This window comes from Buttiauxella sp. BIGb0552, assembly GCF_004366275.1.
In the GTDB taxonomy this organism is placed as follows: domain Bacteria; phylum Pseudomonadota; class Gammaproteobacteria; order Enterobacterales; family Enterobacteriaceae; genus Buttiauxella; species Buttiauxella gaviniae.
In genome coordinates this window covers 318,468-345,097 of record NZ_SODY01000006.1, presented here as the reverse complement: position 1 = coordinate 345,097, position 26,630 = coordinate 318,468, and the positions used below count along the sequence as shown (strand labels likewise).

The 26,630-nt window shown below is 50.6% G+C and carries 29 protein-coding genes and 1 other RNA gene; 21 read left to right on the top strand and 9 right to left on the bottom strand.

All coding sequences use genetic code 11. The features are described from left to right. Window positions 1-430: 430 nt before the first annotated feature. The 11 genes from EDF88_RS18770 to EDF88_RS18720 all read left to right on the top strand — a co-directional run bounded on the left by EDF88_RS18770 (window position 431) and on the right by EDF88_RS18720 (window position 7,802). The gene (locus EDF88_RS18770) at window positions 431-1,726 is read left to right on the top strand and encodes an MFS transporter (protein WP_064515938.1); all 1,296 of its coding nucleotides are present in this window, start codon (window positions 431-433) and stop codon (window positions 1,724-1,726) included. Between the two features lie 126 nt (window positions 1,727-1,852). Further along, on the top strand, window positions 1,853-2,629 hold the full coding sequence (gene exuR / locus EDF88_RS18765) for a transcriptional regulator ExuR (protein ID WP_034461334.1): 777 nt from the start codon (window positions 1,853-1,855) through the stop codon (window positions 2,627-2,629). Between the two features lie 334 nt (window positions 2,630-2,963). After that, a complete protein-coding gene (gene yqjA, locus EDF88_RS18760; protein ID WP_064515935.1) occupies window positions 2,964-3,626 on the top strand; it encodes a DedA family general envelope maintenance protein YqjA in 663 nt (220 codons plus the stop codon). An 11-nt stretch (window positions 3,627-3,637) separates the two neighbouring features. Then, window positions 3,638-4,015, top strand: coding sequence for an EnvZ/OmpR regulon moderator MzrA (gene mzrA, locus EDF88_RS18755; RefSeq protein WP_034461332.1), 378 nt, complete (start codon window positions 3,638-3,640; stop codon window positions 4,013-4,015). Window positions 4,016-4,251: 236 nt separating this feature from the next. Next, window positions 4,252-4,620: a DUF1090 domain-containing protein gene (locus EDF88_RS18750; RefSeq protein ID WP_064515933.1), complete on the top strand. Its 369-nt coding sequence runs from the start codon at window positions 4,252-4,254 to the stop codon at window positions 4,618-4,620. Window positions 4,621-4,655: 35 nt separating this feature from the next. Beyond that, a complete protein-coding gene (locus tag EDF88_RS18745) occupies window positions 4,656-4,961 on the top strand; it encodes a YqjD family protein (protein ID WP_034461328.1) in 306 nt (101 codons plus the stop codon). 2 nt (window positions 4,962-4,963) lie between these two features. Beyond that, window positions 4,964-5,362 (top strand): phage holin family protein, encoded by a 399-nt coding sequence (locus tag EDF88_RS18740; RefSeq protein ID WP_064515930.1) that lies wholly within the window; start codon window positions 4,964-4,966, stop codon window positions 5,360-5,362. Further along, window positions 5,359-5,649, top strand: a complete 291-nt coding sequence (locus tag EDF88_RS18735) for a YqjK-like family protein (protein WP_064515928.1) — start codon at window positions 5,359-5,361, stop codon at window positions 5,647-5,649. The genes EDF88_RS18740 and EDF88_RS18735 overlap by 4 nt, the downstream gene beginning before the upstream one ends. A 199-nt stretch (window positions 5,650-5,848) precedes the next feature. Beyond that, window positions 5,849-6,241 carry a DoxX family protein gene (locus EDF88_RS18730; protein WP_064515925.1) on the top strand — a complete coding sequence of 131 codons (393 nt, stop codon included), beginning with the start codon at window positions 5,849-5,851 and terminating at the stop codon, window positions 6,239-6,241. 79 nt (window positions 6,242-6,320) lie between these two features. Further along, on the top strand, window positions 6,321-7,313 hold the full coding sequence (locus tag EDF88_RS18725; RefSeq protein ID WP_134186356.1) for a glutathione S-transferase family protein: 993 nt from the start codon (window positions 6,321-6,323) through the stop codon (window positions 7,311-7,313). A gap of 105 nt (window positions 7,314-7,418) precedes the next feature. Continuing rightward, window positions 7,419-7,802 carry a DUF805 domain-containing protein gene (locus EDF88_RS18720; RefSeq protein WP_134186354.1) on the top strand — a complete coding sequence of 128 codons (384 nt, stop codon included), beginning with the start codon at window positions 7,419-7,421 and terminating at the stop codon, window positions 7,800-7,802. Window positions 7,803-7,894: 92 nt separating this feature from the next. Here EDF88_RS18720 and EDF88_RS18715 read toward each other — a convergent pair whose 3' ends face one another. Continuing rightward, window positions 7,895-8,785, bottom strand: a complete 891-nt coding sequence (locus EDF88_RS18715; protein WP_034461321.1) for a LysR family transcriptional regulator — start codon at window positions 8,783-8,785, stop codon at window positions 7,895-7,897. Between the two features lie 106 nt (window positions 8,786-8,891). Between EDF88_RS18715 and EDF88_RS18710 the strand changes: the two genes are divergently transcribed. Together EDF88_RS18710 and EDF88_RS18705 are read left to right on the top strand one after the other, a co-directional pair. Next, window positions 8,892-9,593 carry a pirin family protein gene (locus EDF88_RS18710; RefSeq protein WP_064516008.1) on the top strand — a complete coding sequence of 234 codons (702 nt, stop codon included), beginning with the start codon at window positions 8,892-8,894 and terminating at the stop codon, window positions 9,591-9,593. A 33-nt stretch (window positions 9,594-9,626) separates the two neighbouring features. Beyond that, on the top strand, window positions 9,627-9,806 hold the full coding sequence (locus EDF88_RS18705; RefSeq protein WP_134186352.1) for a hypothetical protein: 180 nt from the start codon (window positions 9,627-9,629) through the stop codon (window positions 9,804-9,806). Window positions 9,807-9,839: 33 nt separating this feature from the next. Here the strand turns inward: EDF88_RS18705 and EDF88_RS18700 are convergent, their stop codons facing one another. The 6 genes from EDF88_RS18700 to EDF88_RS18675 form a co-directional block, all read right to left on the bottom strand. Continuing rightward, window positions 9,840-10,937: an AAA family ATPase gene (locus EDF88_RS18700; protein ID WP_134186350.1), complete on the bottom strand. Its 1,098-nt coding sequence runs from the start codon at window positions 10,935-10,937 to the stop codon at window positions 9,840-9,842. Window positions 10,938-11,153: 216 nt separating this feature from the next. Continuing rightward, window positions 11,154-11,532, bottom strand: an RNA gene (gene rnpB, locus EDF88_RS18695) — RNase P RNA component class A. 42 nt (window positions 11,533-11,574) lie between these two features. After that, window positions 11,575-12,720: a glycerate 2-kinase gene (gene garK / locus EDF88_RS18690; RefSeq protein ID WP_064515914.1), complete on the bottom strand. Its 1,146-nt coding sequence runs from the start codon at window positions 12,718-12,720 to the stop codon at window positions 11,575-11,577. Between the two features lie 59 nt (window positions 12,721-12,779). Next, complete coding sequence (garR, locus tag EDF88_RS18685) at window positions 12,780-13,670, bottom strand: 2-hydroxy-3-oxopropionate reductase (RefSeq protein ID WP_134186348.1); 891 nt, start codon at window positions 13,668-13,670, stop codon at window positions 12,780-12,782. Window positions 13,671-13,697: 27 nt separating this feature from the next. After that, window positions 13,698-14,468, bottom strand: coding sequence for a 2-dehydro-3-deoxyglucarate aldolase (gene garL / locus EDF88_RS18680; protein ID WP_134186346.1), 771 nt, complete (start codon window positions 14,466-14,468; stop codon window positions 13,698-13,700). A 37-nt stretch (window positions 14,469-14,505) separates the two neighbouring features. Next, a complete protein-coding gene (locus EDF88_RS18675) occupies window positions 14,506-15,837 on the bottom strand; it encodes an MFS transporter (RefSeq protein WP_134186344.1) in 1,332 nt (443 codons plus the stop codon). A gap of 375 nt (window positions 15,838-16,212) precedes the next feature. Here EDF88_RS18675 and garD point away from each other — a divergent pair, with 375 nt between their 5' ends. Further along, entirely contained in the window at window positions 16,213-17,784 is a 1,572-nt protein-coding gene (gene garD / locus EDF88_RS18670) for a galactarate dehydratase (protein ID WP_134186342.1), read from the top strand. A gap of 146 nt (window positions 17,785-17,930) precedes the next feature. Here the strand turns inward: garD and EDF88_RS18665 are convergent, their stop codons facing one another. Beyond that, complete coding sequence (locus EDF88_RS18665; RefSeq protein WP_134186340.1) at window positions 17,931-18,860, bottom strand: LysR family transcriptional regulator; 930 nt, start codon at window positions 18,858-18,860, stop codon at window positions 17,931-17,933. Between the two features lie 132 nt (window positions 18,861-18,992). On the opposite strand from EDF88_RS18665, the gene EDF88_RS18660 reads away from it, so the two are divergent. Beyond that, a complete protein-coding gene (locus tag EDF88_RS18660) occupies window positions 18,993-20,387 on the top strand; it encodes an MFS transporter (protein ID WP_134186338.1) in 1,395 nt (464 codons plus the stop codon). A gap of 46 nt (window positions 20,388-20,433) precedes the next feature. Here EDF88_RS18660 and EDF88_RS18655 read toward each other — a convergent pair whose 3' ends face one another. After that, a complete protein-coding gene (locus EDF88_RS18655; protein ID WP_064515900.1) occupies window positions 20,434-21,243 on the bottom strand; it encodes a DeoR family transcriptional regulator in 810 nt (269 codons plus the stop codon). 251 nt (window positions 21,244-21,494) lie between these two features. Between EDF88_RS18655 and kbaZ the strand changes: the two genes are divergently transcribed. The 6 genes from kbaZ to nagA are packed head-to-tail and all read left to right on the top strand — an operon-like array spanning window position 21,495 to window position 26,539. After that, on the top strand, window positions 21,495-22,787 hold the full coding sequence (gene kbaZ, locus EDF88_RS18650; RefSeq protein ID WP_134186336.1) for a tagatose-bisphosphate aldolase subunit KbaZ: 1,293 nt from the start codon (window positions 21,495-21,497) through the stop codon (window positions 22,785-22,787). A 26-nt stretch (window positions 22,788-22,813) separates the two neighbouring features. Further along, window positions 22,814-23,287, top strand: a complete 474-nt coding sequence (agaV, locus tag EDF88_RS18645; protein WP_134186334.1) for a PTS N-acetylgalactosamine transporter subunit IIB — start codon at window positions 22,814-22,816, stop codon at window positions 23,285-23,287. Window positions 23,288-23,297: 10 nt separating this feature from the next. Beyond that, window positions 23,298-24,080, top strand: a complete 783-nt coding sequence (gene agaW / locus EDF88_RS18640; RefSeq protein WP_064515895.1) for a PTS N-acetylgalactosamine transporter subunit IIC — start codon at window positions 23,298-23,300, stop codon at window positions 24,078-24,080. Continuing rightward, entirely contained in the window at window positions 24,070-24,945 is an 876-nt protein-coding gene (gene agaE / locus EDF88_RS18635; protein WP_064515894.1) for a PTS N-acetylgalactosamine transporter subunit IID, read from the top strand. Before agaW ends, agaE begins: the two co-directional genes overlap by 11 nt. 29 nt (window positions 24,946-24,974) lie before the next feature. Further along, entirely contained in the window at window positions 24,975-25,409 is a 435-nt protein-coding gene (gene agaF / locus EDF88_RS18630; protein WP_064561909.1) for a PTS galactosamine/N-acetylgalactosamine transporter subunit IIA, read from the top strand. Then, complete coding sequence (gene nagA, locus EDF88_RS18625) at window positions 25,406-26,539, top strand: N-acetylglucosamine-6-phosphate deacetylase (protein ID WP_134186332.1); 1,134 nt, start codon at window positions 25,406-25,408, stop codon at window positions 26,537-26,539. Before agaF ends, nagA begins: the two co-directional genes overlap by 4 nt. The last annotated feature ends 91 nt before the right edge of the window (window positions 26,540-26,630 follow it).

Genomic DNA, 26,630 nt, shown 5'->3' with positions numbered 1-26,630 from the left:
ACCAATTTCTGGAGGCCGAGTGGATTTTTGTGGTATCCGTCACAAAAACCACACTTTTATTGTTAATATTGTGTTTAAAACAAAGCCGCATCCCGCGCCAGTTCTGGCCTGCAAGCCCCTACCCCCTTGGAGTGAGCTGATCGACACTTTTGTGATATCACTCAACTTTTGAAGCTGTATGACAAGTTATCTTTCTGCCGTCGCAATACAGATGTAATGGAATTACTTCAGACGCTGATATCAATAACAGCGCATCACGGTACGGAAACCGGAATTGCCACAGGCAGTTTTTTACATATGGCAAGGTACGGGTCGTACCGGGTGATACCCCCCGGATATGAACCCCTTAATAGAACAAACGCTCTGGCAGCAGTGCCGGACGTACGACCGCATGATGTGCGGTTGTTTATAAGACGGGATGAAATTCAAAATGCGAAAGATTCAAGGCTTGCGCTGGTACATGATAGCCCTGGTAACCATGGGTACCATACTGGGTTATCTGACACGTAATACGATTGCGGCTGCTGCACCGACTTTGATGGCAGAGCTGCATATTTCCACTCAGCAGTATTCCTACATTATCGCTGCTTACTCAGCTTGCTACACCATCATGCAGCCTGTTGCAGGTTACGCGCTTGATGTTCTGGGTACGAAAGTGGGCTACGCATTCTTTGCTGTCGCATGGGCAATTTTCTGTGGTGCAACTGCACTTGCGGGAAGTTGGGGTGGTCTGGCAATCGCTCGTGGTGCCGTTGGTGCTGCTGAAGCGGCTATGATTCCAGCTGGCCTGAAAGCCAGTAGCGAATGGTTCCCGGCTAAAGAGCGCTCAATCGCCGTTGGTTACTTCAACGTAGGTTCCTCTATCGGCGGCATGATTGCTCCACCATTAGTGGTTTGGGCGATTGTGATGCACAGCTGGCAGATGGCTTTCATCATCTCCGGTGTGCTGAGCTTTGCATGGGCGATGTGCTGGTTGATTTTCTACAAACACCCACGCGATCAGAAACGCCTGTCTGAAGAAGAACGTGAATACATCATCGGTGGCCAGGAAGCGCATCACCAGACTAACAACAGCAAAAAAATGAGCGCCTGGAAAATCCTGCAAAACCGTCAGTTCTGGGGTATTGCTCTGCCACGTTTCCTTGCTGAACCAGCCTGGGGTACTTTCAACGCATGGATCCCATTGTTCATGTTTAAAGCTTACGGCTTTGACCTGAAGCACATCGCGATGTTTGCCTGGATGCCAATGCTGTTTGCTGACCTGGGTTGTATCGTTGGCGGCTACCTGCCACCAATCTTCCAACGCGTATTCGGTGTGAACCTGATTGTTTCTCGTAAACTGGTTGTGACCATGGGTGCGATTCTGATGATTGCTCCAGGTACTATCGGCCTGTTCACCAGCCCGTACGTTGCAATCGCTCTGCTGTGTGTTGGCGGCTTTGCTCACCAGTCACTGTCTGGTGCTCTGATCACTCTGTCTTCTGACGTGTTCGGTCGCAACGAAGTGGCAACGGCGAATGGCTTGACCGGTATGGCTGCCTGGACTGCGAGCACCATGTTTGCTCTGGTTGTAGGCGCACTGGCAGATACCCTTGGCTTCAGCCCACTGTTCGCTGCACTGGCAGTATTCGATATCCTCGGCGCTATCGTTATCTGGACCGTGCTGCAAAACAAACCAATCAGTGAGTTGAACGACTCGAAAAAAGCGAAGCAAGCAATAGCATAATCGGTGTCTCAAATTTGTTTACAAAGCCGCCCACGGGCGGCTTTTGTGTATCTAGAATGTGGAGCCAAACTTTGAAAAGTGGTATAACAAATAAGGTTACCCGCAGGACCTTTCCCGGAGCTACAGATGGAAGTTATGGAACCACGTCGTCTTTATCAGCAATTGGCAGCTGAACTTAAACAACGCATCGAAAACGGTGTTTATCTGGTTGGGGAAAAACTCCCGGCAGAGCGCTTTATTGCTGAAGAAAAGAACGTGAGCCGCACTGTAGTTCGTGAAGCGATTATTATGCTGGAAGTGGAAGGCTACGTTGAAGTACGTAAAGGCTCTGGCATCCACGTAATCGCCAATCAGGCGAAGTACACCAACCTTCCTGATGAACAATTTGAGTTCGCAAGTTTTGGGCCATTTGAGCTGCTGCAAGCTCGCCAGTTGATTGAAAGTAATATCGCGGAATTTGCGGCCACTCAGGTGACCAAGCAAGATATCGTCAAACTGATGGAAATTCAGGAAATGGCGCGTAACGAGGAAAGTTTCCGTGATTCCGAGTGGGACCTTCATTTCCACACTCAAGTCGCGCTGGCCTCACAAAACAGTGCGCTTGCCGCTATTGTGGAAAAAATGTGGAGCCAACGTATCCACAACCCATACTGGAAAAAACTTCACGAGCACATTGATAAACGCACTGTGGACAACTGGTGTGAAGACCACGACCAAATTCTTAAGGCACTGATTCGTAAAGATCCACATGCCGCTAAACTGGCGATGTGGCAACATCTGGAAAATACCAAACAGATGCTCTTTGATGCGACCAGCGATGATTTCGAATTTAACGCCGATCGCTACTTATTTGCAGATAATCCGGTCATTCATCTCGATACTGCCGCAAACGGTCAAAAATAGTTATTTTCCCGCGCGAGGGTAAGCAAACCAACCAATAGTGTCAGCGTTTGTAAATACCCTCGCCAGCCCCTCAGCGAGTCATCAAAATCAATCCTCAACAAAGCGCAAATACTGTGACGCATTAGACAGAGCTTTGTTACAATTAGATGCAATTTCACTGTCGGTGTTAGCTTTGCTAATAACCTACCCAGTCGCATTCACACGGAGTTGTGGCGCGTATGGGTAATGAGCTGTGGATTGTAGGCGGCAACTACACCAAGCATAAATACATCAAGCCGCGTTCTACCAGGCTGACTTTGATCAGCGGTCTTAACCGATGTGCCAGGAACACTGAATGGAACTTCTCTCGCAACTGTTGAACGCTCTCTGGAGCCAGGATTTTGAAACGCTCGCCAATCCAGGAATGATTGGCATGCTTTATTTCGTCTTGTTCATGATTTTATTCCTTGAAAACGGCCTTCTGCCCGCAGCCTTCCTACCCGGCGATAGTTTGTTAGTTTTGGTCGGTGTGCTGATTGCCAAAGGGGCAATGGGTTTTCCGGAAACTCTACTTTTACTGACAACCGCCGCAAGCCTCGGCTGCTGGCTTAGTTATATTCAAGGGCGTTGGCTTGGTAACACGCGAATAGTGCAGAACTGGCTATCGCATCTTCCCGCGCATTATCACCAGCGTGCACACAACCTGTTCCATAAACATGGCTTGTCTGCATTACTGATTGGTCGCTTCATTGCTTTTGTTCGTACCCTGTTACCAACTATTGCTGGTTTATCTGGTCTGAACAATGCGCGTTTCCAGTTCTTCAACTGGATGAGCGGCCTGTTATGGGTACTAATCCTCACCACGCTAGGATATCTGCTCGGTAAAACGCCGGTATTCCTGAAATATGAAGATGCATTGATGTCCTGCCTGATGCTGCTACCAGTCGTGTTATTGGTAATTGGTCTGATCGGTTCGTTGATTGTGCTTTGGCGTAAAAAATACGGTAACCGCAGTTAAGAGGGATAACGATGAAAACACATTTTTTTCGTGGCCTAAGGGCCACGATGTTGATTGGCGCAATTGCCGCAGCCTCGATACTGATATGGTCGGGAATGCAGCGCACTGAGTCCACACTTGAGATTCGCTCCAGCCAACAAGGCATCAGCATGCCTGACGGGTTTTATGTCTGGCATCACCTTGATGCCAACGGCATTCGCTTTAAAAGTATTACGCCTGACAACAATTCGTTATTGATAAAGTTTGATTCGAGTGCGCAAAGCGAGGCGGCTAAAGCCGTATTGTATAAAACGCTGCCGCATGGCTACGTCATCGCCCAGCAAGATGAAGATGACAGCGCCAGCACATGGCTTACGCGTGTGCTCAACGAAAATATCCGCATCGGTTAACCCTTTCCTGCAATCCTAATTTGCTAACGGGGATTGGGTTTTTACTCGATTTCTGACTATGCTTGTTTTGATATAAATCGCTACAAATCATCATATTCGTATAATTTCTGGATTCTATGTGTAGGTTAAACCCTAAATAATTCGAGTTGCAGCCATATGCGGGGTGAGTAAATGCAGTCCCCCAACGGCTTGAAGTATGAAGGGTATAAACGTGCATTCACAATGGAAGGTCTATCATGAACTATCGTACCGTATTGGCTATCGCCCTATTGTCTCTGACGTCCGCAGCGCATGCTAGCTCGCTGTGCAGTGAAAAAGAGCAGGATATTCAGCGAGAAATTGGCTATGCGGAGAAACACCAGAATCAAAGCCGTGTCGATGGGCTTAACAAAGCGTTGAAAGAAGTTCGCTCTAACTGCACCGATAGCAGTTTACGCGCGGCTCACAAGAAAAAAATCAACGAACAAAAAGCTGAAATCAACGAGCGGAAAGCAGATCTTAAGGAAGCTCGCGAAAAAGGCGATGCTGATAAAATTTCAAAACGGGAACAGAAACTGGCTGAAGCTGAACACGAGCTGAAAACTTTGCAGGCTCGTGATTACTAAGTTCAAGGATCAACCTCAAACACCTGGAGAGAACCATGTCAAAAGATACTACATCAGAACATTTGCGCGCTGAGTTGAAATCCCTGGCAGACACCCTTGAAGAGGTGCTGAGTGCATCGACGGATAAGTCAAAATCCGAACTTGAAAAGCTGCGTGGTAAAGCTGAAAAAGCACTGAAAGAAAGCCGTGTACGCTTGGGTGATACCGGTGATGTTATTGCTAAACAAACCCGTGAAGCCGCCGCGAAAGCTGACGACTATGTGCGTGAAAATCCATGGACCGGTGTTGGCATTGGGGCGGCGATTGGCGTCGTACTCGGTGTTCTGCTGACGCGTCGTTAATTATGCCTGAATCCCATCAACCTCAAGGTCCAGGTAAAGGCGTCCTTGGCATTGGCCAGCGCCTTGTCACTATCATCGTTGGGATGGTGGAAACGCGTGTGCGGCTTGCAGTAGTGGAACTGGAAGAGGAGAAAGCACATCTCATCCAGTTACTGCTGATGCTTGGGTTAACCATGCTGTTTGCTGCATTTGGCTTAATGAGTCTTGTGGTGCTGGTTTTCTGGGCCGTCGAGCCGCAATACCGCCTGAACGCCATGATCGCGACAACAGTCGTTTTGTTGGGTCTGGCTTTCATCGGTGGTATCTGGACTCTGCGTAAATCGCGTCAATCCACCTTGCTGCGCCATACTCGTCGCGAGCTCGAAAACGACCGCTCGTTGCTGGAAGATGACAAACTATGAGCAAACGCGAGCTAGATAAACGCAAAGCATTTTTACTCAGCCAGATTCAACAACAACGGCTGGATTTAAGTGCAAGCAAGCGCGACTGGCTTGAAGTGACAGCGACTTATGACAGAAGCTGGAACACATTGATTAGCCTACGCCGGTACGCAGTTGTCGCCAGCAGCGTTATGGCTATCTGGACAGTGCGCCATCCAAGCTTCCTGATGCGCTGGGCAAGGCGCGGGCTAGGTGCCTGGAGTACATGGCGCCTGATTCGCAACACAATACAGCCGCAATCGCATTAGTACCCAACGCCGCCTGAATAGGCGGCGTTTTTATTAATCAGTAATATTGAAAAACATCGACAGTTTTCCTTGCTAACAATCCCTTAACGTCACGTCTATTATCCTCTCCATCAACCGCAGTCACCGGTAACTACCGGAAACTGCAAAGACAAACATCCCTGGGCTGATAGCACCCACAAGAGATTCGCTGGAGAGTAAAATGAAAAAATTAGATGATGCAGGTGTTCTGTTAGCTCGTGTCCTGATGCCGATTCTGTTCATCGTTGCAGGTTGGGGCAAAATTAACGGTTATGCCGGCACTCAACAATATATGGAAGCGATGGGTGTTCCTGGGTTCTTGCTGCCATTGACCATTCTGCTTGAGTTTGGTGGCGGCCTGGCGATTCTGTTCGGTTTCTTTACTCGCACCACAGCAATTATCACCGCAGTGTTCACGATTCTGACAGCGTTCTTGTTCCACGGTGATTTCAGCCAGGGCATGAACTCAACCATGTTTATGAAGAACTTCACCATCGCCGGTGGCTACCTGTTGCTGGCTATCTTCGGACCAGGTGCATACAGCATCGACCGCATTCTGAAGAAAAACTGGTAAGGCTTCTATACTGATTAGAAGTAAAAGCGAAGGTTAATACCTTCGCTTTTTTGTTTTTAAGGCTCACGAGGAGAATGAAATGGGACAATTAATTGATGGCGTCTGGCACGATGTCTGGTACGACACCAAATCCACTGGCGGCAGTTTCAAACGCTCAGAGTCAGCTTTTCGCAACTGGTTGACGGCGGATGGTGAACCCGGCCCAACCGGTAAAGGTGGTTTTGCTGCCGAGAAGGATCGCTACCATCTCTATGTTTCACTCGCCTGCCCCTGGGCTCATCGCACATTAATCTTGCGTGCGTTAAAAGGCCTCGAATCTTTTATCTCTGTTTCTGTGGTTCACCCGCTCATGTTGCAGGATGGCTGGACGTTTGATGATGATTTCCCAAACGCTACCGGTGATGGCTTATATCAGCATGAATATCTCTATCAGCTCTATTTACAAGCTGACTCAGATTACACCGGGCGCGTTACCGTACCTGTTTTATGGGATAAGAAAACGCAGACTATCGTCAGTAACGAATCCGCTGAAATCATCCGTATGCTCAATTCCTCGTTTGATGCGCAGGGTGCTCGCGCTGGGGATTATTACCCGACGGCATTACGTAGCCAGATTGATGAGCTAAATAGCTGGATTTACGACAGCATTAATAACGGCGTATATAAAGCCGGTTTTGCCACGTCTCAAGAAGCTTACGATGAAGCTGTCACCAAAGTATTCGAGTCTCTGGCACGCGTTGAGCAGATCCTCGGGCAACATCGATATTTAACTGGCGACCAGCTTACCGAAGCGGATATTCGTTTGTGGACCACACTGGTGCGTTTCGACCCGGTATATGTCACCCACTTTAAATGCGACAAACACCGCATTAGTGATTACCTGAATGTGTACGGATTCTTGCGTGATATCTACCAAATGCCGGGCATCGCTGAAACTGTCGACTTCGGGCATATCCGCCACCATTACTACCGCAGCCATAAAACCATTAACCCTACCGGGATTATTTCCATTGGTCCCGCTCAGGATTTGAATGAGCCTCACGGGCGCGACGAACGGTTTAACAAGGGTTGATAAAATTCATATGAACTATGATTTACGTAAAATCTATTCACGGCTATTCTTGAAATAGATCGCTTACAGATCAAGTGATTGATAAAAAATCAAGGCGGGCTACAAATGGATTGGTATTTCAAAGTTTTAAAAAATTATCTTGGCTTTAGTGGACGTGCACGCCGCAAAGAGTTCTGGATGTTCATTCTGGTCAACCTTGTGCTCACCGTGGTTTTAAGCATTCTGGACAAGATGTTAGGACTGCGGATTGCAGGGGATGAAGGTCTGCTGACAACGGTTTACGGCGTACTGATTTTTCTGCCTTACTGGGCCGTACAGTTCCGGCGCCTACACGATACCGATCGTTCAGCCTGGTGGCTGTTACTGTTGTTAATACCGTTGGTGGGTTGGTTGATTATTCTGGCGTTTAATTGCCAGAACGGCACGCCTGGCGAAAACGATTACGGCGCGGATCCAAAGCGCCTGGATACACGATTCGTTAGTGAATAATAATTTAAGAATTGTGGCGGGTAGCGCAGCGCTTTCCCACCCAACAAACTCACTAAAATAGGGTGGAGCAGCGCAAAAGCTGCCCACCCTTTTTATTTCAATAATTTTGGAATTTCACGCAGGCACCAGGCTTTTGCTTCGCCCATGCTATCGCGTCGCCACGCCATGATAATGTCAATTTCATTGGTGTATTCAGGGCTCACCACACGTAGTCGCCCTTCAGCAATGTCCTGCTCGACCATCGGATAAGGCATCGTCGCTACACCCAACCCGGCCAGCAATGCCTGGCGTTTGTCTTCCATGCTACTTACCGTAAGACGCGGCTGTTTATCCAGTAACTGCACTGTCAGCACAGGACGTTCCCGTGCGGTATCAGCAACCGCGATACCTCGATACTTCACGCGCGTCACCTCTGAAAGCGGCTCCGGTTCATTATGAATCGGGTGATCAGGTGCCGCGACATAAACGCTCATCACCTTATACAGCTTGCGTGAGTTAATCTCAGATGAAGAACGGAAGTGCATATCCGGAGCAATCACAATATCCGCCCGACCTTGCTCTAAACGTTCCCATGAACCGGCCAGTACTTCAGTAATAATCGACAGCTGCGTGTCAGCTTTACCGGCAAGTTTTTCCACCAGCGGATACAGCTTCGCCGTCGGCACCAGAGCCTCTGTAACAATGGTGAGATGCGTTTCCCAACCACGCGCCAGTGCTTCGGCGTCAGTGGTAAGTTTTTCAGCCGCTTCGAGCAAAACTCGCCCGCGTTCGAGCAACATACGCCCGACGTTAGTAAATTTGGTGCGATGGCCTGAGCGGTCAAACAGCACAACATCCAGCTCTTCTTCCAGCTTCTGCATGGTGTAACTCAGTGCCGACGGTACACGCCCCAACTCATCAGCAGCAGCGGCAAAACTCCCACGCCTATCAATTGCGTCCATGACCCGCAATGCCTCTAGCGTCAATGCTCTCTCTTTAGCCATCTCGTTCTCATTCAGGAAATTTGAACATACCAAGCAGATTAACTGGCTAACAATGCAGCGTCCAGAGCTTTACCATGGGTACAGTGTAAAAAGAGGTCAAGAAATTATGATTACGCCAAGAACTGCCAAACAATGCGGGAAAGCGGACTATGGATGGCTCCAGGCCCGCTATACCTTTTCCTTCGGTCACTATTTCGACCCGAAATTGTTGGGCTATGCTTCGTTGCGCGTACTCAACCAGGAAGTGTTAGCGCCGGGCGCGTCATTCCAGCCACGAACCTATCCGAAGGTTGATATTCTCAATTTGATTCTGGAAGGCGAAGCGGAATACCGCGACAGCGAAGGCAACCACGTTCAGGCTAAAGCGGGGGAAGCACTGCTCATTTCCACCCAGCCAGGCCTCAGTTACAGCGAGCATAACCTGAGTAAAGAGAACTCTCTGACGCGGATGCAGCTGTGGCTTGATGCTTGCCCGGAGCGCGAAAATACGCTGGTGCAGAAAATCACGCTTACTGATGAGTCACAACAATTACTGGCCTCACCGGATGGCAGCAAACAGAGCTTACAACTGCGTCAACAAGTATGGATTCACCAGATTGAACTGGAGAAAGGCCAGCAGCTCAGTTTCCAGCTACATGGCCCGCGTGCTTATTTACAGTCAATTCACGGTACGGTCCACGCTGTAACGTCTGCCGAAGAAAAAGAAGGGCTTACCTGTGGTGACGGTGCTTTTATCCGTGATGAAGCTAACATTACGCTGGTTGCAGATACCCCATTGCGTGCATTGCTGATAGATTTACCGGTCTGACCAGTGTCGACAATGGATAAACAGGAGTCATCAGTGAGTAAGAAATCAACAGCGAAACGAAACGAGAAAATAGCACTACAACCTGCTGTTGCAGCAACTGTTGTGGCAACAAATCCGCAAGCTGAAATGAGCTATGACGATATGCTGACCGAGCTGGAAGCAATTGTCAGCGAAGCTGATATACGTCTGGCAGAAGAAGAAGGCTCTCTCTAATCTCCCCCCGGCTAGCACCGGGGAGTTTTCCCCTCACGAGAGACGGTTTACACAAGTTTCCCCATTCTCAATCCCCAATTGATAAAGCGTAAACGGTGTGTGTTTTTCAATAAGCGTTGCCAGTTCAGGCGAATGGCTGGTGAGCCAGATTTGCGTGTAGCGACTCGCCTCGGCAATCAGACGTGCCAGCGCAGGCAACATCTGCGGATGCAGGCTATTTTCCGGCTCATTTAGTGCAATAAAATGCGGCGGACGTGGGCTTAACAACGCCACGGTCAGGCAGAGAAAACGCAGCGTGCCATCAGAAAACTCAGCCGACTCCAGCGGGCGGTTAATGCCCTGCCGGTGCATCATCATCTGGAAACGTCCGTTACTGTTATCACAGAAAAATGTGCATTCCGGAAATGCCTCAGCCAACACCTCGAACAGTAACTCGCTATCACCAATCTCAACGATGGTCTGGAAGGCAGCGGCCAGATTCAAACCATCGCCAGACAGCACGGGCGAGCGATATCCCACCTGTGGCAAGCGCAACCCGGCTCCTTTCGTGATATCGAACTCATGGTAGAAACGCCAGTTACGTAGCGTTTCGCGGGCGCTGGAAACTTCAGGGTAAAGATGTGGCTCGCCAAGCTGGCCGAACAACGATTCGTTTTCGTAGAGCGTGGCGGCGTGCGTGACTTTCTCACCGTTAACATCGTTGAGAAAAACGGCCTGGTTGCGACGATGCATAATTGACGAAGAAGGCCGGCGGCGAAAACCACTCAGCCAGATTTGCTCTTCTTTTACGATAGGATCGAGATCGAACATAGTTGGGTACGGTAATTTGTCCGGGAAGCCGACCTGCAATTCGTATTCAAAGTCGTCGGTATCTACAGCGAGTGTCATACGCCGTGGCGCACTGGCATATCCTTTGGCGCGGGAGCCTGCCCACATAACCTTTTGGATCCCACCTTCATCAGACAGCCAGTGTGACAACTGCCCCATCGCCGCGCCGTGGATCAAATGGATTGCTTTATAGATATTGGATTTTCCGCAACCATTCGGGCCGAAAACAACATTGAGGCGACCGAGATCGATAGAAAGTTTGCGCACTGAGCGGTAGTTGTCGATGTAGATGGATTTGATCATGGCGGCGTGGAATCCGGTGATGGCAGGAGTCGTATTATGGCAATTGTTCTATATATGCCCTAAATAATTCGAGTTGCATCGCGGCGGCAAGAGAACAAGTGCCGATGAGCTTACTCCAGTAAGCGATTTGGGCGAGTGAGCGTAGCCAACAATGAGGCGGCGCAAAGTATGACGGGTAAAAACAAAAACCCCGCCGAAGCGGGGTCATTGATGAATGGTTGAAGCTGACCGATAAGCCGGGTTCTGTCGTGGACAGTCATTCATCTAGGCCAGCAATCGCTCACTGGCTCAAGCAGCCTACCCGGGTTCAGTACGGGCCGTACCTTGTGAACCCCTATTTGGCCTTGCTCCGGGTGGAGTTTACCGTGCCACGGACTGTTACCAGCCGCGCGGTGCGCTCTTACCGCACCCTTTCACCCTTACCTGATCCCGCTTGCGCGGGCCATCGGCGGTTTGCTCTCTGTTGCACTGGTCGTGGGTTACCCCCCCAGGCGTTACCTGGCACCCTGCCCTATGGAGCCCGGACTTTCCTCCCCTCCGCCCGTCTCCTTCCGAAGAAGGACGACGACGAAGCGGCGACTGTCTGGTCAGCTTCGGCGCGGATTATAGAGGGTTTGCCCCCCCATGTCACGCATGCTTAACGAGTGATGTTCATCCCAATCTCAACGGTTGCTGCAATATCACGCGAAGCACGGTAAATATTATCGAACGCATTTTTCAGCGCTTCTTCCAAAGTACCGATGCTATTGAGCACGCTAAACACGGCATCAATTCCGTACTGATGAACAATAGCGACATCACTGGTCAGCGAACCGGCAATCCCAATCACCGGTTTGTGGTACTTTTTGGCGACCGCAGCCACGCCTACCGGGACTTTGCCGCGGATACTCTGACTGTCCATACGCCCTTCGCCCGTCACCACCAGCGAGCAATCGTGAATATGTTCTTCAAGGCGCAGAGCTTCAGTCACTATCTCGACTCCGCTACGCAATTCTGCGCCGAGAAACGCCATTAATGCGGCACCCATGCCACCTGCCGCACCCGCTCCCGGGGCATTTTTAACATCGATGCGTAAATCTTTTTTTATCACATCCGCAAAATGGGCAAGATTGGCATCCAGCTCAAGAATCATCGCTTCATCGGCCCCTTTTTGTGGCCCAAAAACACGTGATGCGCCGTTGTCACCAATTAATGGATTCGTCACATCACAGGCAACGTTAATCACACAGTCAGCCAAACGGCTATCGAGGCCTGAAATATCAATGCTGTTCAGGCTCATTAAACTGCCACCACCGTGACTAATTTCTTTACCGACAGCGTCACACAGTTTCGCGCCCAGCGCCTGCACCATGCCCGCGCCGCCGTCGTTAGTTGCGCTGCCACCAATGCCGATAATAATATTGCGCGCACCGTTATCCAGTGCCCGTAAGATCAGTTCACCAGTACCGTGCGAAGTCGTAATCAGAGGATTGCGGTTCACGACTGGCACCAATGCAAGCCCACTGGCTTCAGCCATTTCGATAAACGCGGTTTGCCCGTCACCGGACATTCCCCAGTACGCCGTCACTGGCTCGCCCAGCGGCCCGGTCACTGTCGTGGTGATTTTCTTGCCCTGCGTGGCACTGATCATGGCATCGACCGTACCTTCCCCGCCATCTGCAACCGGGACCGATATATATTCCGCATCAGGAAATATTTCGCGAAATCCTTTTTCAATGGCCTGCGCCACATCAACCGCTGAGAGGCTTTCTTTATAAGAGTCGGGTGCGATTACGATTTTCATAATGTGTCCATGCCAAAAAAGTGCCGAGAAAATCGGGCATCCGGGGATGCCCATCTCTTTTATTTGCTGACTTCTACTTTCGCCAGTTTTTCGTAGTAGCACGCGATTGCGCTGTGGTCGTCATTACCGTGGCCATCTGCGCGCAGCGCTTGCATCATCTCCATCACCGCAGCAGTTAGCGGCAATTGCGCGCCGACACCGTGTGACGTATCCAGCGCGTTCGCCAGATCCTTAATGTGCAGATCGATACGGAAACCGGGCTTGAAGTTGCGATCCAGAACCATCGGCGCTTTCGCTTCCAGAACGGTGCTGCCCGCAAGGCCACCACGAATCGCCTGGAAGACTAATTCCGGGTTCACGCCCGCTTTCGTTGCCAGCACCAGTGCTTCAGACATCGCAGCAATGTTCAGCGCCACAATCACCTGGTTTGCCAGTTTGGTCACGTTACCCGCACCGATATCACCGGTATGGACCACAGAACCCGCCATCGCTTTGAGCAGGTCGTAATACTTGTCGAAAATCGCTTTATCACCGCCAACCATGACGGACAGCGTGGCTTCGATAGCTTTTGGCTCGCCACCACTCACTGGCGCATCCAGCATATCGATGCCTTTCGCTTTTAGCGCTTCGCTAATTTCGCGGCTCGCCAGCGGCGCGATAGAACTCATGTCGATAACGACGGTGCCCGGTTTTGCACCTTCGATAATGCCGTTTTCGCCCAGAGCGACTTCTTTAACGTGCGGGGAGTTCGGCAGCATGGTGATAATCACATCACACTGCTCAGCAATTTCTTTTGGCGTCGCTGCAGTTTCGGCACCTGCCGCGATAACTTCAGCAATCACCTCTGCATTACGGTCGGCAACCACCAGCGAATAACCGGCTTTGATGAGGTTTTTACTCATTGGTTTGCCCATGATGCCCAGGCCAATAAACCCAACTTTCAGTGTCATAATTCAGTCTCTCTTTTTAAATGGTGGTTATTTTTTAAAAGAATCAGCCAGTTTCTGTGTTGCTGCGCGGAAGCAACCTAAGTCGCTACCAACGGCGACAAAGGTCGCACCCCATTCCATATAACGGCGCGCATCGGCTTCAGCCGGTGCCAGAATGCCGGCTGGTTTACCGTGCGCTTTAGCACGGGCAAAGATGTGTTTGATGCAATGCTGCACGTCCGGGTGTGAAGCATTACCCAGATGGCCTAATGCCGCAGCAAGGTCACTTGGGCCAACGAAGATCCCATCTACGCCCTCGGTTGCAGCGATGGCATCAACGTTATCAACACCCTGCTGGCTTTCGATCTGCACCAGAATCGTGATGTTCTTGTTGGACTGCGCGAAGTAATCCGGCACGGTGCCAAACATATTGGCGCGGTGTGAAACGGACACGCCACGAATACCTTCAGGTGGATAGCGGGTTGAAGAGACCGCCAGAACCGCCTCTTCCTGTGTTTCCACAAACGGGATCAGGAAGTTATAGAAGCCGATATCCAGCAGGCGCTTGATGATCACCGGGTCGTTGGTTGGAGCGCGAACCACCGCAGCACTTTCGCTGCCTTTAAGTGCCATCAACTGCGGGATAAACGTCGTGATGTCATTTGGCGCATGTTCGCCATCCAGCACAATCCAGTCGAAACCTGCCAGACCCAGCACTTCGGTGCTGATAGGATTGGCGAGCGCAGACCAGCAACCAATTTGAGTCTGATGTGCTGCCAGTGCAGCTTTGAATTTATTTGGGAAAACGTTGGTATTCATCTGTTGCCCTTATTTATTCAGTTATCTGTTGAGAGAATTACTTCTGCAATTCCATACGTTTAATATCGCCAACTACGAACAGATAACAAACCATTGCCATCAGCGCCGAGCAGCCAACAAAGATCAGCGCCGCATTGAAGGAGTGAAGTTCAGAAACCAGGTAACCAATCACCAGTGGAGTCACGATAGACGCTACGTTGCCAAACACGTTGAATACGGCACCGCACAGGCCAACCATCTCTTTTGGCGCGGTATCTGCGATAACCGGCCAGCCCAGTGCGCCGAAACCTTTGCCGAAGAAGGCGAATGCCATCAGCGTGACAACCAGTGCCGTGCTTTCGGTGTAGTTACACAGAATGATGGTTGAAGCGAGCAGCATCCCGAGCACAATCGGTATCTTACGAGCTACGGTCAGTGAGTAACCGCGTTTGATTAACGAATCAGAGAATACGCCGCCCAACACGCCACCGGCGAAACCACACAGCGCCGGGATGGAAGCGACCATGCCTACTTTCAGAATCGACATACCTTTATCTTGCACCAGGTAAATCGGGAACCATGTCAGGAAGAACCAGGTGATGGTGTTAATAAAGTACTGACCGAAGAACACGCCCAGCATCATACGGTTAGTCAGCAACTGCTTGATGTAATGCAGTTTTGGCCCTTCAACTACGGCACCTGGTTTTTTGTGGTCCATATCAACCACTGCGCCACCTTTGGTGATGTAGTCCAGTTCTTCTTGAGACATACGCGGGTGGTCAGTCGGGTTATGGATAAACTTCACCCACAGGAAAGTCAGCACAAAACCGATACCGCCCATCACGGTAAACACATGCTCCCAACCCCATGCAAAGGTCAGCCAGCCAAGTAATGGAGAGAACAGTGCTAATGAGAAATACTGCGCGGAGTTAAAGATGGCAGAAGCAGTGCCACGTTCTTTCGTTGGGAACCAGGCCGCAACAATACGGGCGTTTGCCGGGAATGACGGCGCTTCCGAGAATCCGAGCATAAAACGCATGATAAACATGGAGATACCCGCATACGCCAGCGGTACCATATCAACAAAGCCTTGCATGAACGTAAACAGAGACCAGAAGAACAGACTGTAGGTATAAACTTTTTTCGAGCCGTAGCGGTCAAGTAACCAGCCGCCAGGGATTTGCATTAGCAGGTATGCCCAACCAAATGCCGAGAAAATATAGCCCATTGAAATAGCGCTGAGTTGTAATTCTTTAGCAACTTCAGTACCCGCAATAGAAAGAGTGGCGCGATCGGCGTAGTTAATCGTCGTGACAATAAAGATAATTAATAATATTAAGTATCGTGTGTTCTTACCTTTTTTCGACTCAACTGCTGTATCCAAAATCATTTTCTACATCCTCTGTTGCGGGTACTTAATTCAAGGATTTTTATTTATATAAAGCAGTATTTCACGGATATATTTTCGGGATAATACTGCTCTCTGAAATTAATCTGGTGTTTGTCATTCGCAACACAGTATAGCCAGCACAGAACAAATGGACATTAGGCATACGCCCAATAGATAACACTTTAAAAGCCAAATAATTAAACTTATGCACATGTTTGTGGGGTGTATTGCACAATTTCATAGATAACTCTGCCTGGTGGGCAATGCCTCGTAATATAAAGTGATCTCGCTCACATTTTTATTTCTCACGGCCTGACATTCTTTATTTAGCTTGTGAGAAGTCACGATTAGAAAAAATTCTGGAGAATAGCGGCAATGTCGAATATTGAAATTAAACAACAACCCCCTGGTTCTTTTTATATAAAAGTTCATGAGACAGATAATGTCGCTATTATTGTTAATGATAATGGGCTGAAAGCTGGAACCCGTTTTCCGGATGGATTAGAACTTATCGAACATATCCCTCAAGGGCATAAAGCTGCACTGGTTGATATCCCGGCGCATGGTGAAATTGTTCGTTATGGTGAAGTGATTGGCTATGCGGTGCGTGATATTCCACGCGGCAGCTGGATTGACGAATCATTAGTTGAATTGCCAAAAGCGCCGCCGCTCCACACTTTGCCATTAGCCACGAAAGTGCCCGAGCCACTGCCGCCGCTGGAAGGTTATACCTTTGAAGGTTATCGCAATGCTGACGGCAGCGTCGGCACCAAAAACCTACTAGGCATCACCACCAGCGTGCATTGCGTTGCCGGTGTGGTGGATTACGTCATCAAAATTATTGAACGTGATTTGTTGCCGCGATACCCGAATGTCGACGGTGTCGTGGGCCTGAATCACCTCTACGGTTGTGGCGTGGCGATCAACGCCCCTGCCGCGGTCATCCCTATTCGCACCATCCATAATATCTCCCTGAACCCAAACTTTGGCGGCGAGATTATGGTGGTGGGCCTGGGTTGTGAGAAATTGCAGCCAGAGCGCCTACTGGAAGGCACCGATGACGTGCAGTCGATTAATGTTGGTGATGCCAGCATCGTGCGTCTGCAAGATGAACACCACGTCGGTTTTAAATCGATGGTCGATGACATTCTTAACGTCGCAGAGCGCCATCTGGTCAAACTGAATCAGCGCCAACGCGAAACTTGCCCGGCATCTGACCTGGTTGTTGGTATGCAATGTGGCGGCAGCGATGCGTTCTCAGGCGTCACGGCTAACCCGGCGGTCGGTTATGCCTCTGACCTGCTGGTGCGCTGTGGTGCAACCGTCATGTTCTCTGAAGTGACCGAAGTGCGTGATGCTATTCACTTGCTAACACCACGTGCCATCAACGAAGAAGTGGGTAAGCGCCTGCTCGAAGAAATGGAATGGTACGACAACTATCTTGATATGGGTAAAACCGACCGTAGCGCCAACCCGTCCCCGGGCAACAAAAAAGGTGGCCTGGCAAACGTGGTGGAAAAAGCGCTTGGTTCAATTGCTAAATCAGGCAAAAGCGCGATTGTTGAGGTGCTTTCCCCTGGGCAGCGCCCAACCAAACGCGGCCTGATTTTCGCGGCAACGCCTGCCAGTGACTTCGTCTGCGGCACACAACAAGTGGCTTCAGGCATTACGGTGCAAGTGTTCACAACCGGACGCGGTACGCCATACGGTTTGCTGGCAGTTCCGGTGATTAAAATGGCTACGCGTACCGCACTGGCAAACCGCTGGTATGACTTAATGGATATCAACGCCGGCACTATCGCCACCGGCGAAGCGACAATTGAGGATGTCGGCTGGGAACTGTTCAAATTTATCCTTGATGTGGCGAGTGGCCGTAAGAAAACCTTCTCGGATCAGTGGGGATTGCATAACGCGCTCGCCGTTTTCAACCCAGCGCCAGTGACCTGATACCCATCACACTTCAAGCTGCAGATGCGTTGGCTGCACCCGTGCGCCCCGGTCACATAGTTTACTATGCTCCCGGGGTCTTACGGCTTGGCCGCCTTTCTGCAACTCGAATTATTTTGGGTATTCTTATTACGGCAATGATTGCCTCACCCCGGCACTTTCTCGCGACAAACCTTCAACACTAACTGCCGCAGCCAGCGATGCGCCGGGTCTGCTTCCGAGCGCGGATGCCACATTAAAGACACCGTAATCTCATTGGTTTTCACCGGCAGCTCAAAAACATAAAGCCTCGCTTCACCTGAATTGCCATTCAACCCCGGCTGGTTCAGCAGGAATGTAGCTGGCACCAACGCCACCAAATCCGATGCCTGAGCCACCGCAATCGCCGCGGGAAACCCCGGCACCATTGCCGCAATTTTGCGTTGTAAATTCAGCTCTGCCAGCAGCACATCAACCGGGCCAGTTCCTCGTTCATGACGGGAAACCACTACATGCCCCAATTCGGCATACTTCGCGGCGGTAATATCTTCCTCTTGCTCAAGCGGGTGGCCTTTCCTGACTACGCCGACAAACTTATCCCGATAAAGCGCCGTTAATCGTATTTCTGGGCCCATCTCCCCAAGTACACCGATCTCAAGATCAATTAAACCTTCACGCAGATACTTTGCTGTTTTCTCTGGCTTAGGCATAAAGCGCAGTTGGACTAAAGGCGCGACAGCGGCTACCGCAGCAATCAACGCAGCACCAAATATCTCGATAAACCCGGCGTTAGTACGCAGGGTAAAACTGCGCTCAAGTGTTGCAAGATTAAAAGCATCCGATGAAGGGCGAAGTATCGCTCGGGCTTCAAAGACGGCATTTTGCGTGCGCTCACGAATCTCTTCAGCGTAAGGAGTCAGCACCATATTACGCCCTGCCCGCACCAGTAGCGGGTCGCCAGTGGTATCGCGCAGGCGGCCTAATGTTCGGCTCATTGCCGAGGCGCTTAACCCCAGGCGACGCGCAGCCCCTGACACACTTCCTTCGGCCAGAAGCACATCAAGAGCAATAAGTAAGTTCAGATCGGGTTCAGTCATAAACTCAATACTAGCGCGCGCGTTAAAATGAGAGAAGGCGTTTAGTGCAGGTTATTAATGCAAATGCTGCGCCTTCCGCCTTATCTCTAGTACAGCTATATTTCTGGCATACCCAAGCGAGAGAATTAAAAAATGGCACTATTTTCCGACCAGCCAGGCGATGAAGGTTTGCCTGGCCGTAAGCGTGGCTTAGCGATGGCCGCCGTCATGACCATGACGACCATGGCCGTGTTTGACGGCTCGATGATCAACATTGCCTTGCCGCAAATCGCCCGCTCGCTCGATGCTTCATTGAGTGCCACCGTTTGGGTATCCAACGGATATTTATTATCTGCGGCGATGACGCTGGCAATATTTGCCGCCCTGTCCAGCCGCATCGGATTTCGCTCGATTTTCGCCTTCGGTCTTGGCCTTTTCACGCTGGCCTCTGTGGGATGTGCGCTCTCATCCTCACTGGATATGTTAGTTATCATGCGGGTTTTGCAGGGTATTGGTGGTGCGGCAACATTAAGCATTGGCCCGGCGATACTGCGCTCAGTTTTCCCCAATCGCCTCTTGGGGCGAATACTTGGCCTGAACGCGCTGCTGATTGGCACTAGCACTGCCATCGCGCCGATTCTCGGGGGCACGATTCTTTCCACGTTGAGCTGGCAATGGCTGTTTGCGATTAATATTCCGCTGGGCATAATCGCTTTATTACTCACGCTGCGTGTTATTCCCAATAACCCGGCGTTAAAACGCGAACCATTCGATTATGCCGGAGCCTTACTTTCGGCAGTTGCGTTAGGCGCATTGATTATGGCCGCAGATGCATTTACCCATCCCGGCAACGGTGACCTGACCACTGCTGTGATTTTCGCGAGCATCGCGATTCTCACCGGCCTTGCATTTATCTGGGTTCAGCAGCGCGTGACTAAGCCGTTGCTTCCGCTAAATATCTTTTCCTCTTCGCGGTTTTCGCTGGCGGCACTGACTTCACTGGCTTCGTTTGTCAGCCAGGGCATCACGTTCATTGCCTTGCCGTTCCTGTTCCAGAGCGTTTACGGGTACAGCGCGTTGGTTTCAGCTCTGCTATTCACTCCATGGCCCATCGGTATAATTCTGGCGGCACCTCATGCCGGACGCCTTGCAGACCGTTATTCGGGAGTTATCATCTCAACCGTTGGGTTGTGTATCTTTGCCGTTGGTCTCGCACTGTTGGCGATGCTGCCGGAACACGCTCAGGCGTGGGATATTTGCCTGCGTAGTTTGATTTGCGGAATAGGTTTTGGCTGCTTCCAGAGTCCCAACAACAGAGAGATGCTGTCCAATGCATCGCGTGAAAACAGCGGATACGCCTCCGGCGTGCTGGCAATCATGCGCACCTTCGGGCAGTGCCTGGGCGCCGCGTTTGTCGGTGTGATGATGTCGATTTATGCGCAGAACAGCGCGGTACATTTCAGTTTGTGGATGGCAGTTATCGCAACGGTGTTAGCGATTATGCTGAGTGTGAGCCGCTTACGGGGGTATAAGTTAGCTAAGGTGTAGTCAGATAAGGCCAACGTTCAATTTCGCGTTGGCCTTCAATAACAGATTATTCCCCAACCAAAACCACTTCAATGCCACCTTTACGCAACCCGTTCAGGCTCTCTTCAGGAATACCAGCATCCGTAATAACCATATGAATGCGTTGGGTATCAATGATCTTATGCAAGCTGGAGCGGTTAAATTTACTCGAATCCGTGACCACAATAATACGCTCGGCCACTTCACACATCCGGCGGTTAAGACGTGCTTCATCTTCGTTATGGGTACTAACACCACGCTCAAGATCAATGGCATCCACGCCGAGGAACAGCATGTCGAAGTGGTAGTTTTGCAGCGATTGATCTGCCTGATCGCCATAGAATGACAACGACTGGCGGCGCAGGTGCCCGCCGGTCATCAGCAATTCCACACCTTCAGCTTCAAGCAGTGCATTCGCCACGTTCATGCCGTTGGTCATCGCAATCACTTCCTTATGGTGGCGCATATGACGCGCAATCTCATAAGTTGTGGTGCCTGAGTCAAGAATGACACGATGACCTGGTTTGATGAGATCCGCCGCTGCACGCGCAATGCTGCGCTTGAGCGAAGTATTCAGAGAGCTTTTATCCTCAACGGTCGGTTCAACCGCAGCAGTTCCCGAATCGCAAACTAGCGCCCCGCCATAAGCTCGCACCGCAACGCCTTGCTTTTCCAGAAAAGCCAGATCGTTACGGATCGTCACCGTCGAGACACCAAAAAATGAGGATAGATCATTAACCTGCACGCTCCCTTGTTGGCGAAGACGCTGAATGATCTGCTCACGCCTTTCACTTGTACCTGTTACACGCTTGTCCGTTGCTGCGTCGGTATTATTCATAAATGATCCTTTCATAAAACCTTTCGTTTCATTTCACTTCGCCTATTAACACCTTTCTTTTCGCGGAAAGCAAGCCTTTACATCGCGTGCTGCATTCACTGCTATTGTGTCAAATAGACTTTCATTATGTTTCTTTTGAGAAACAGATCTCAATTCTATTATCTTTCGTTTTGTTTTTATCGCACGATGCATCACTATCAAATGAAACAAATCGAAAGACAAGTAGATAGACAACCCATACGGAGAGGAAAGTGAAACATTTAACCGCGTTTGTGGCCGACCATAAACAGGATTCACGATGTGGCATTTTTGCCGTTTGTTCAGCTCACCCGTTAGTTCTCGAAGCGGCGATGCGCCATAGCCGGGACGAAAAATCTCTCTTATTAATAGAAGCAACGTCTAATCAGGTCGATCAACACGGCGGCTATACCGGAATGACACCGGAAGACTTCCGTGGTTTTGTCGAACAAATGGCAGATAAATATCACTTCCCACGCGAGCAACTCATTCTGGGGGGTGATCACCTGGGTCCAAATCGTTGGCAGGCTCTGCCCGCAGAAGAAGCCATGCGTAACGCGGACGAGCTCATCCGTTGCTATGTCGCTGCGGGTTTCAAAAAGATCCATCTCGACTGCAGCATGTCTTGCGCAGATGATCCGGTTCCGTTGACCGATACCATTGTTGCCATGCGTGCCGCCCGGCTTGCAAAGATCGCAGAACAAACTTGTATAGAAAAATTTGGTGCTTCTGATTTGGTGTACGTTATCGGCACTGAAGTTCCGGTTCCTGGTGGCGCGCACGAAACGCTGGCGGAACTTGCCGTCACTACGCCATCGGCTGCCAAAGCCACACTCGAAGCCCATCGCCATGCGTTTGAATTACAAGGTTTGAGCGACTTGTGGCCACGCATTATCGGGCTGGTTGTCCAGCCAGGTGTCGAATTCGATCACACGCAGGTCATTGATTACCAACCTGAGAAATCACTGTTCTTAAGCCAGATGATTGAAGCCTTCGACACCATGGTGTTTGAAGCGCACTCCACCGATTACCAGACGCCACAAGCCTTGCAGCAACTAGTGCAGAACCATTTTGCGATTTTGAAAGTCGGCCCGGCACTGACCTTTGCACTGCGTGAAGCACTGTTTTCATTAGCCGCTATCGAGCGCGAATTACGCCCGGCACATAAATGCTCCGGGCTTCGCGATGTTCTTGAAAGCGTGATGCTTGAGCAACCTGAATACTGGAAACACCATTATCACGGCAATGACAGCGATCGCCGTCTGGCACGTGGATACAGCTTCTCCGACCGCGTTCGCTACTACTGGCCAGATCATGACATTGGCGAGGCGTATTCAAGACTTCTTACCAACCTGGCTGGTGAATCCATTCCTTTGCCACTGATCAGTCAGTATCTGCCACTTCAATACGCTAAGGTCCGTGAAGGAAAAATCGCGGCAACGCCGCATGAACTGATTATCGACCATATCCAGGACGTGTTGCGCCAGTACCATTGCGCCTGTCTTGGCACACAACAATCCAAATAACACAATGATAATAAGAGGAAAATAATATGCCAAACATTGTATTAAGCCGCATTGATGAACGACTCATTCACGGCCAGGTTGGTGTTCAATGGGTCGGTTTTGCTGGTGCAAACCTCGTCCTTGTTGCCAACGATGAAGTCGCAGAAGACACAGTGCAGCAAAACTTGATGGAGATGGTTCTGGCTGAAGGGATAGCCGTACGTTTCTGGTCACTGCAAAAAGTTATCGACAATATTCACCGTGCAGCAGACCACCAGAAAATCCTGCTGGTTTGCAAAAATCCGGATGATTTCCTGACCTTAGTGAAAGGCGATGTGCCTGTTACGCGGATTAACGTCGGCAACATGCACTACGCAGAAGGCAAACAACAAATCGCGAAAACCGTCTCTGTGGATGAGCAAGATATTGCTGCTTTTAATGGCTTACAAAAGGCTGGAGTAGAATGTTTTGTTCAGGGTGTGCCGACGGAATCCGCTCAGGATCTCTACAAACTCCTCTGAGGTATTTTCTATGGAAATTAGCTTATTACAGGCATTAGCGTTGGGGATTCTGGCCTTTATTGCCGGTCTGGATATGTTCAACGGCCTGACGCACATGCACCGTCCTGTTGTATTAGGGCCGCTGGTTGGTTTGATTCTTGGTGATCTTCATACCGGTATTTTATGTGGCGGTACGCTGGAACTGGTTTGGATGGGGCTTGCGCCACTTGCAGGCGCACAGCCACCAAACGTGATTATCGGCACCATCGTCGGCACCACTTTTGCTATTACCACTGGCGTGAAACCTGAAGTTGCGGTCGGCGTCGCCGTGCCATTCGCCGTTGCGGTACAAATGGGGATTACCTTCCTGTTCTCCATCATGTCAGGTGTGATGGCTCGCTGCGACCAAATGGCGGCGCAAGCTGATACGGATGGCATTGAACGCGTTAATTATCTGGCCCTTCTGGCCCTCGGTACGTTCTATTTCTTGTGCGCGTTTTTGCCCATCTATTTTGGTGCGGAACATGCCAAAACCGCGATCGATGTTTTACCCACCCGCTTAATTGACGGCCTGGGTGTGGCAGGCGGCATCATGCCAGCCATCGGCTTTGCCGTGCTGCTGAAAATCATGATGAAAAACATTTATATCCCCTATTTCATTCTCGGTTTTGTGGCTGCTGCCTGGCTAAAACTGCCGGTGTTGGCGATTGCCGCTGCCGCATTAGCAATGGCGCTGATTGATTTCTTACGCAAAGACCCGGCTCCACAGCAACCTTCCAGCGTTCAGAAAGAGGAATTTGAAGATGGCATCTAATATCCAGACTTTGCCAGATACAGACGTTACGGAAACCTCCCTGACTAACGGCAACGACAACATCTATGAAGACCAGAGCATCGGTGTAGAGTTAACCAGAAAAGACATCAATCGTGTGGCATGGCGCTCCATGCTATTACAAGCATCATTCAACTATGAACGTATGCAGGGGTCCGGTTGGCTATATGGCCTGCTACCCGCACTCAAAAAAATCCATACCAATAAAAGCGACCTGGCGCGTGCCATGAAAGGCCACATGGGGTTCTTCAATACTCACCCTTTCCTTGTGACCTTTGTTATCGGCATTATTTTGGCGATGGAACGCTCAAAGCAGGATGTGAACAGCATTCAGAGCACGAAAATTGCCGTGGGTGCACCGCTGGGAGGGATTGGCGATGCGATGTTCTGGCTGACCTTGTTACCTATCTGCGGCGGTATCGGGGCGAGCCTTGCCTTACAAGGTTCAATACTCGGCGCTGTTATCTTCATCGTGCTGTTTAACGTCGTGCATCTCGGCCTGCGTTTCGGTCTTGCGCATTACGCTTACCGCATGGGTGTGGCCGCCATCCCGCTAATCAAAGCCAACACTCGCAAAGTCGGTCATGCCGCGTCTATTGTTGGGATGACGGTGATTGGCGCGCTGGTTGCAACTTACGTTCGCCTGTCCACTACGTTGGAAATCACAGCGGGTGATGCGGTGGTGAAACTGCAAACGGACGTTATCGACAAGCTGATGCCGGCCTTTTTACCACTGGTTTATACCTTGTGCATGTACGCGTTAGTGCGCCGTGGCTGGAGCCCGTTGCGCCTTATCGGTATCACCGTCGTTCTGGGTGTTGTTGGGAAGTTTGCCCACTTCCTGTAAGTAGCATCCTGTAAGCGAGATAAAACAATATGTTAAGTATTATTTTAAGTGGCCACGGTGGTTTTGCCTCCGGGCTGGAAAAAGCGATGAAACAGATTCTTGGTGAGCAAGAGCAGTTTATCGCCATCGACTTTCCAGAAACCTCTTCAACGGCGCTGCTCACTTCGCAATTTGAACAGGCTATTGGCGCATTAGATGACAGTGAAGGGCTGGTGTTTTTAACTGATTTACTCGGTGGCACCCCGTTCCGCGTCGCTTCCACCATGGCATTAGAACAGCCGGGCCGCGAAGTGATTACGGGTATCAACCTGCAACTACTTCTGGAAATGGTACTGGAACGCGACGGTCTGAGCAGTAAAGAGTTCCGCCTTCAGGCGCTGGAATGCGGCCATCGCGGATTAACCAGCCTGGTCGATGAAATGGGGCGTTATCGCGAAGCAGAGGCGGTCGAGGAAGGAATATGACCAGGCTACTGCGAGCCAGGCGCGTTCTCACCGAACAAGGCTGGCTGGACGATCACCAGTTACATATTGATAACGAAACGATTGTCGCCATCGAACCCATTCCTGCGGGAACGATGGCGCGTGATGCTGAACTGTTGTGCCCGGCGTACATTGATATTCACGTTCACGGCGGCGACGGGGTTGATGTGATGGACGACGATCCTGGCGTCCTTGCACGGCTTGCGATGCACAAGGCACGCCAAGGTGTGGGCGGCTGGCTGCCCACCACCGTCACAGCACCGCTTGCCAACATTGAAAGCGCGTTGCGGCGGATCGCAGAGCGCTTTTATCACGGCGGGCCTGGTTCAACCGTGCTGGGCAGTTATCTCGAAGGGCCATACTTTACGCCGCTCAATAAAGGCGCTCATCCGCCAGAGTTGTTCCGCGAGCTGAATATTGCCGAGTTGGACAGGCTAATCGCCGTGTCGCAAAACACCTTACGAGTGGTAGCACTGGCACCTGAAAAACCGGAAGCACTCGAAGCAATTAAGCACCTTAAAAACCGGGATATACGGGTCATGCTTGGCCACAGTGCCGCCAGTTACGAGCAAACCCTTGAGGCATTTGATGCCGGGGCCGACGGGCTGGTGCACTGCTTTAACGGCATGACAGGCTTGCATCACCGTAACCCTGGTATGGTCGGAGCCGGGTTAAGCGATAAACGGGCCTGGCTGGAACTGATTGCCGACGGGCATCACGTTCACCCTGCCGTCATGAATATTTGTTGTAGCTGCGCGAAACCTCGCGTTTTGTTAATAACCGATGCCATGAGTGCAGCAGGTATGCCTGATGGCGACTACTCGATTTGCGGATACCCGGTGACAATGCGTGAGGGGATCGTACGCACTGAAAGCGGAGGGCTTGCGGGAAGTACGCTTTCGCTTGATGCCGCGGTGCGAAACCTGGTGAATGACGTGGGCGTTTCTGCCGAAGATGCCATTCATATGGCGTCGCTGCACCCCGCAAAAATGCTCGGTTTAGATAACGATCTAGGTTCGCTGGTGGTGGGAAAACGCGCCAATATGATTGCGCTTAATTCCCAGTTAGGTCTTCAAAATATCTGGATTAATGGCCAGGTTCTCCCCCTGTAGTACTTTCGTTGCTTCTCACTTTTGTCTGTCGCCTGCCCCGCGACAGACCTTTCTTTTCCTTTCGTTTAAAATCATCCCAACTATCCATTAT

Excerpts from the sequence above, each read along its gene's own strand:
- EDF88_RS18745 (WP_034461328.1), top strand. The coding sequence starts at position 4,656 with ATGTCAAAAGATACTACATCAGAACATTTGCGCGCTGAGTTGAAATCC.
- garK (WP_064515914.1), bottom strand. The coding sequence starts at position 12,720 with ATGAAAATCGTAATCGCACCCGACTCTTATAAAGAAAGCCTCTCAGCG.
- nagA (WP_134186332.1), top strand. The coding sequence starts at position 25,406 with ATGACCAGGCTACTGCGAGCCAGGCGCGTTCTCACCGAACAAGGCTGG.
- mzrA (WP_034461332.1), top strand. The coding sequence starts at position 3,638 with ATGAAAACACATTTTTTTCGTGGCCTAAGGGCCACGATGTTGATTGGC.
- EDF88_RS18660 (WP_134186338.1), top strand. The coding sequence starts at position 18,993 with ATGGCACTATTTTCCGACCAGCCAGGCGATGAAGGTTTGCCTGGCCGT.
- EDF88_RS18735 (WP_064515928.1), top strand. The coding sequence starts at position 5,359 with ATGAGCAAACGCGAGCTAGATAAACGCAAAGCATTTTTACTCAGCCAG.
- EDF88_RS18720 (WP_134186354.1), top strand. The coding sequence starts at position 7,419 with ATGGATTGGTATTTCAAAGTTTTAAAAAATTATCTTGGCTTTAGTGGA.
- agaF (WP_064561909.1), top strand. The coding sequence starts at position 24,975 with ATGTTAAGTATTATTTTAAGTGGCCACGGTGGTTTTGCCTCCGGGCTG.
- garL (WP_134186346.1), bottom strand. The coding sequence starts at position 14,468 with ATGAATACCAACGTTTTCCCAAATAAATTCAAAGCTGCACTGGCAGCA.
- EDF88_RS18715 (WP_034461321.1), bottom strand. The coding sequence starts at position 8,785 with ATGGCTAAAGAGAGAGCATTGACGCTAGAGGCATTGCGGGTCATGGAC.
- garR (WP_134186348.1), bottom strand. The coding sequence starts at position 13,670 with ATGACACTGAAAGTTGGGTTTATTGGCCTGGGCATCATGGGCAAACCA.
- EDF88_RS18675 (WP_134186344.1), bottom strand. The coding sequence starts at position 15,837 with ATGATTTTGGATACAGCAGTTGAGTCGAAAAAAGGTAAGAACACACGA.
- garD (WP_134186342.1), top strand. The coding sequence starts at position 16,213 with ATGTCGAATATTGAAATTAAACAACAACCCCCTGGTTCTTTTTATATA.
- exuR (WP_034461334.1), top strand. The coding sequence starts at position 1,853 with ATGGAAGTTATGGAACCACGTCGTCTTTATCAGCAATTGGCAGCTGAA.
- EDF88_RS18740 (WP_064515930.1), top strand. The coding sequence starts at position 4,964 with ATGCCTGAATCCCATCAACCTCAAGGTCCAGGTAAAGGCGTCCTTGGC.
- EDF88_RS18750 (WP_064515933.1), top strand. The coding sequence starts at position 4,252 with ATGAACTATCGTACCGTATTGGCTATCGCCCTATTGTCTCTGACGTCC.
- yqjA (WP_064515935.1), top strand. The coding sequence starts at position 2,964 with ATGGAACTTCTCTCGCAACTGTTGAACGCTCTCTGGAGCCAGGATTTT.
- agaV (WP_134186334.1), top strand. The coding sequence starts at position 22,814 with ATGCCAAACATTGTATTAAGCCGCATTGATGAACGACTCATTCACGGC.
- EDF88_RS18725 (WP_134186356.1), top strand. The coding sequence starts at position 6,321 with ATGGGACAATTAATTGATGGCGTCTGGCACGATGTCTGGTACGACACC.
- agaE (WP_064515894.1), top strand. The coding sequence starts at position 24,070 with ATGGCATCTAATATCCAGACTTTGCCAGATACAGACGTTACGGAAACC.
- EDF88_RS18770 (WP_064515938.1), top strand. The coding sequence starts at position 431 with ATGCGAAAGATTCAAGGCTTGCGCTGGTACATGATAGCCCTGGTAACC.
- EDF88_RS18665 (WP_134186340.1), bottom strand. The coding sequence starts at position 18,860 with ATGACTGAACCCGATCTGAACTTACTTATTGCTCTTGATGTGCTTCTG.
- EDF88_RS18730 (WP_064515925.1), top strand. The coding sequence starts at position 5,849 with ATGAAAAAATTAGATGATGCAGGTGTTCTGTTAGCTCGTGTCCTGATG.
- EDF88_RS18700 (WP_134186350.1), bottom strand. The coding sequence starts at position 10,937 with ATGATCAAATCCATCTACATCGACAACTACCGCTCAGTGCGCAAACTT.
- EDF88_RS18655 (WP_064515900.1), bottom strand. The coding sequence starts at position 21,243 with ATGAATAATACCGACGCAGCAACGGACAAGCGTGTAACAGGTACAAGT.
- agaW (WP_064515895.1), top strand. The coding sequence starts at position 23,298 with ATGGAAATTAGCTTATTACAGGCATTAGCGTTGGGGATTCTGGCCTTT.
- EDF88_RS18710 (WP_064516008.1), top strand. The coding sequence starts at position 8,892 with ATGATTACGCCAAGAACTGCCAAACAATGCGGGAAAGCGGACTATGGA.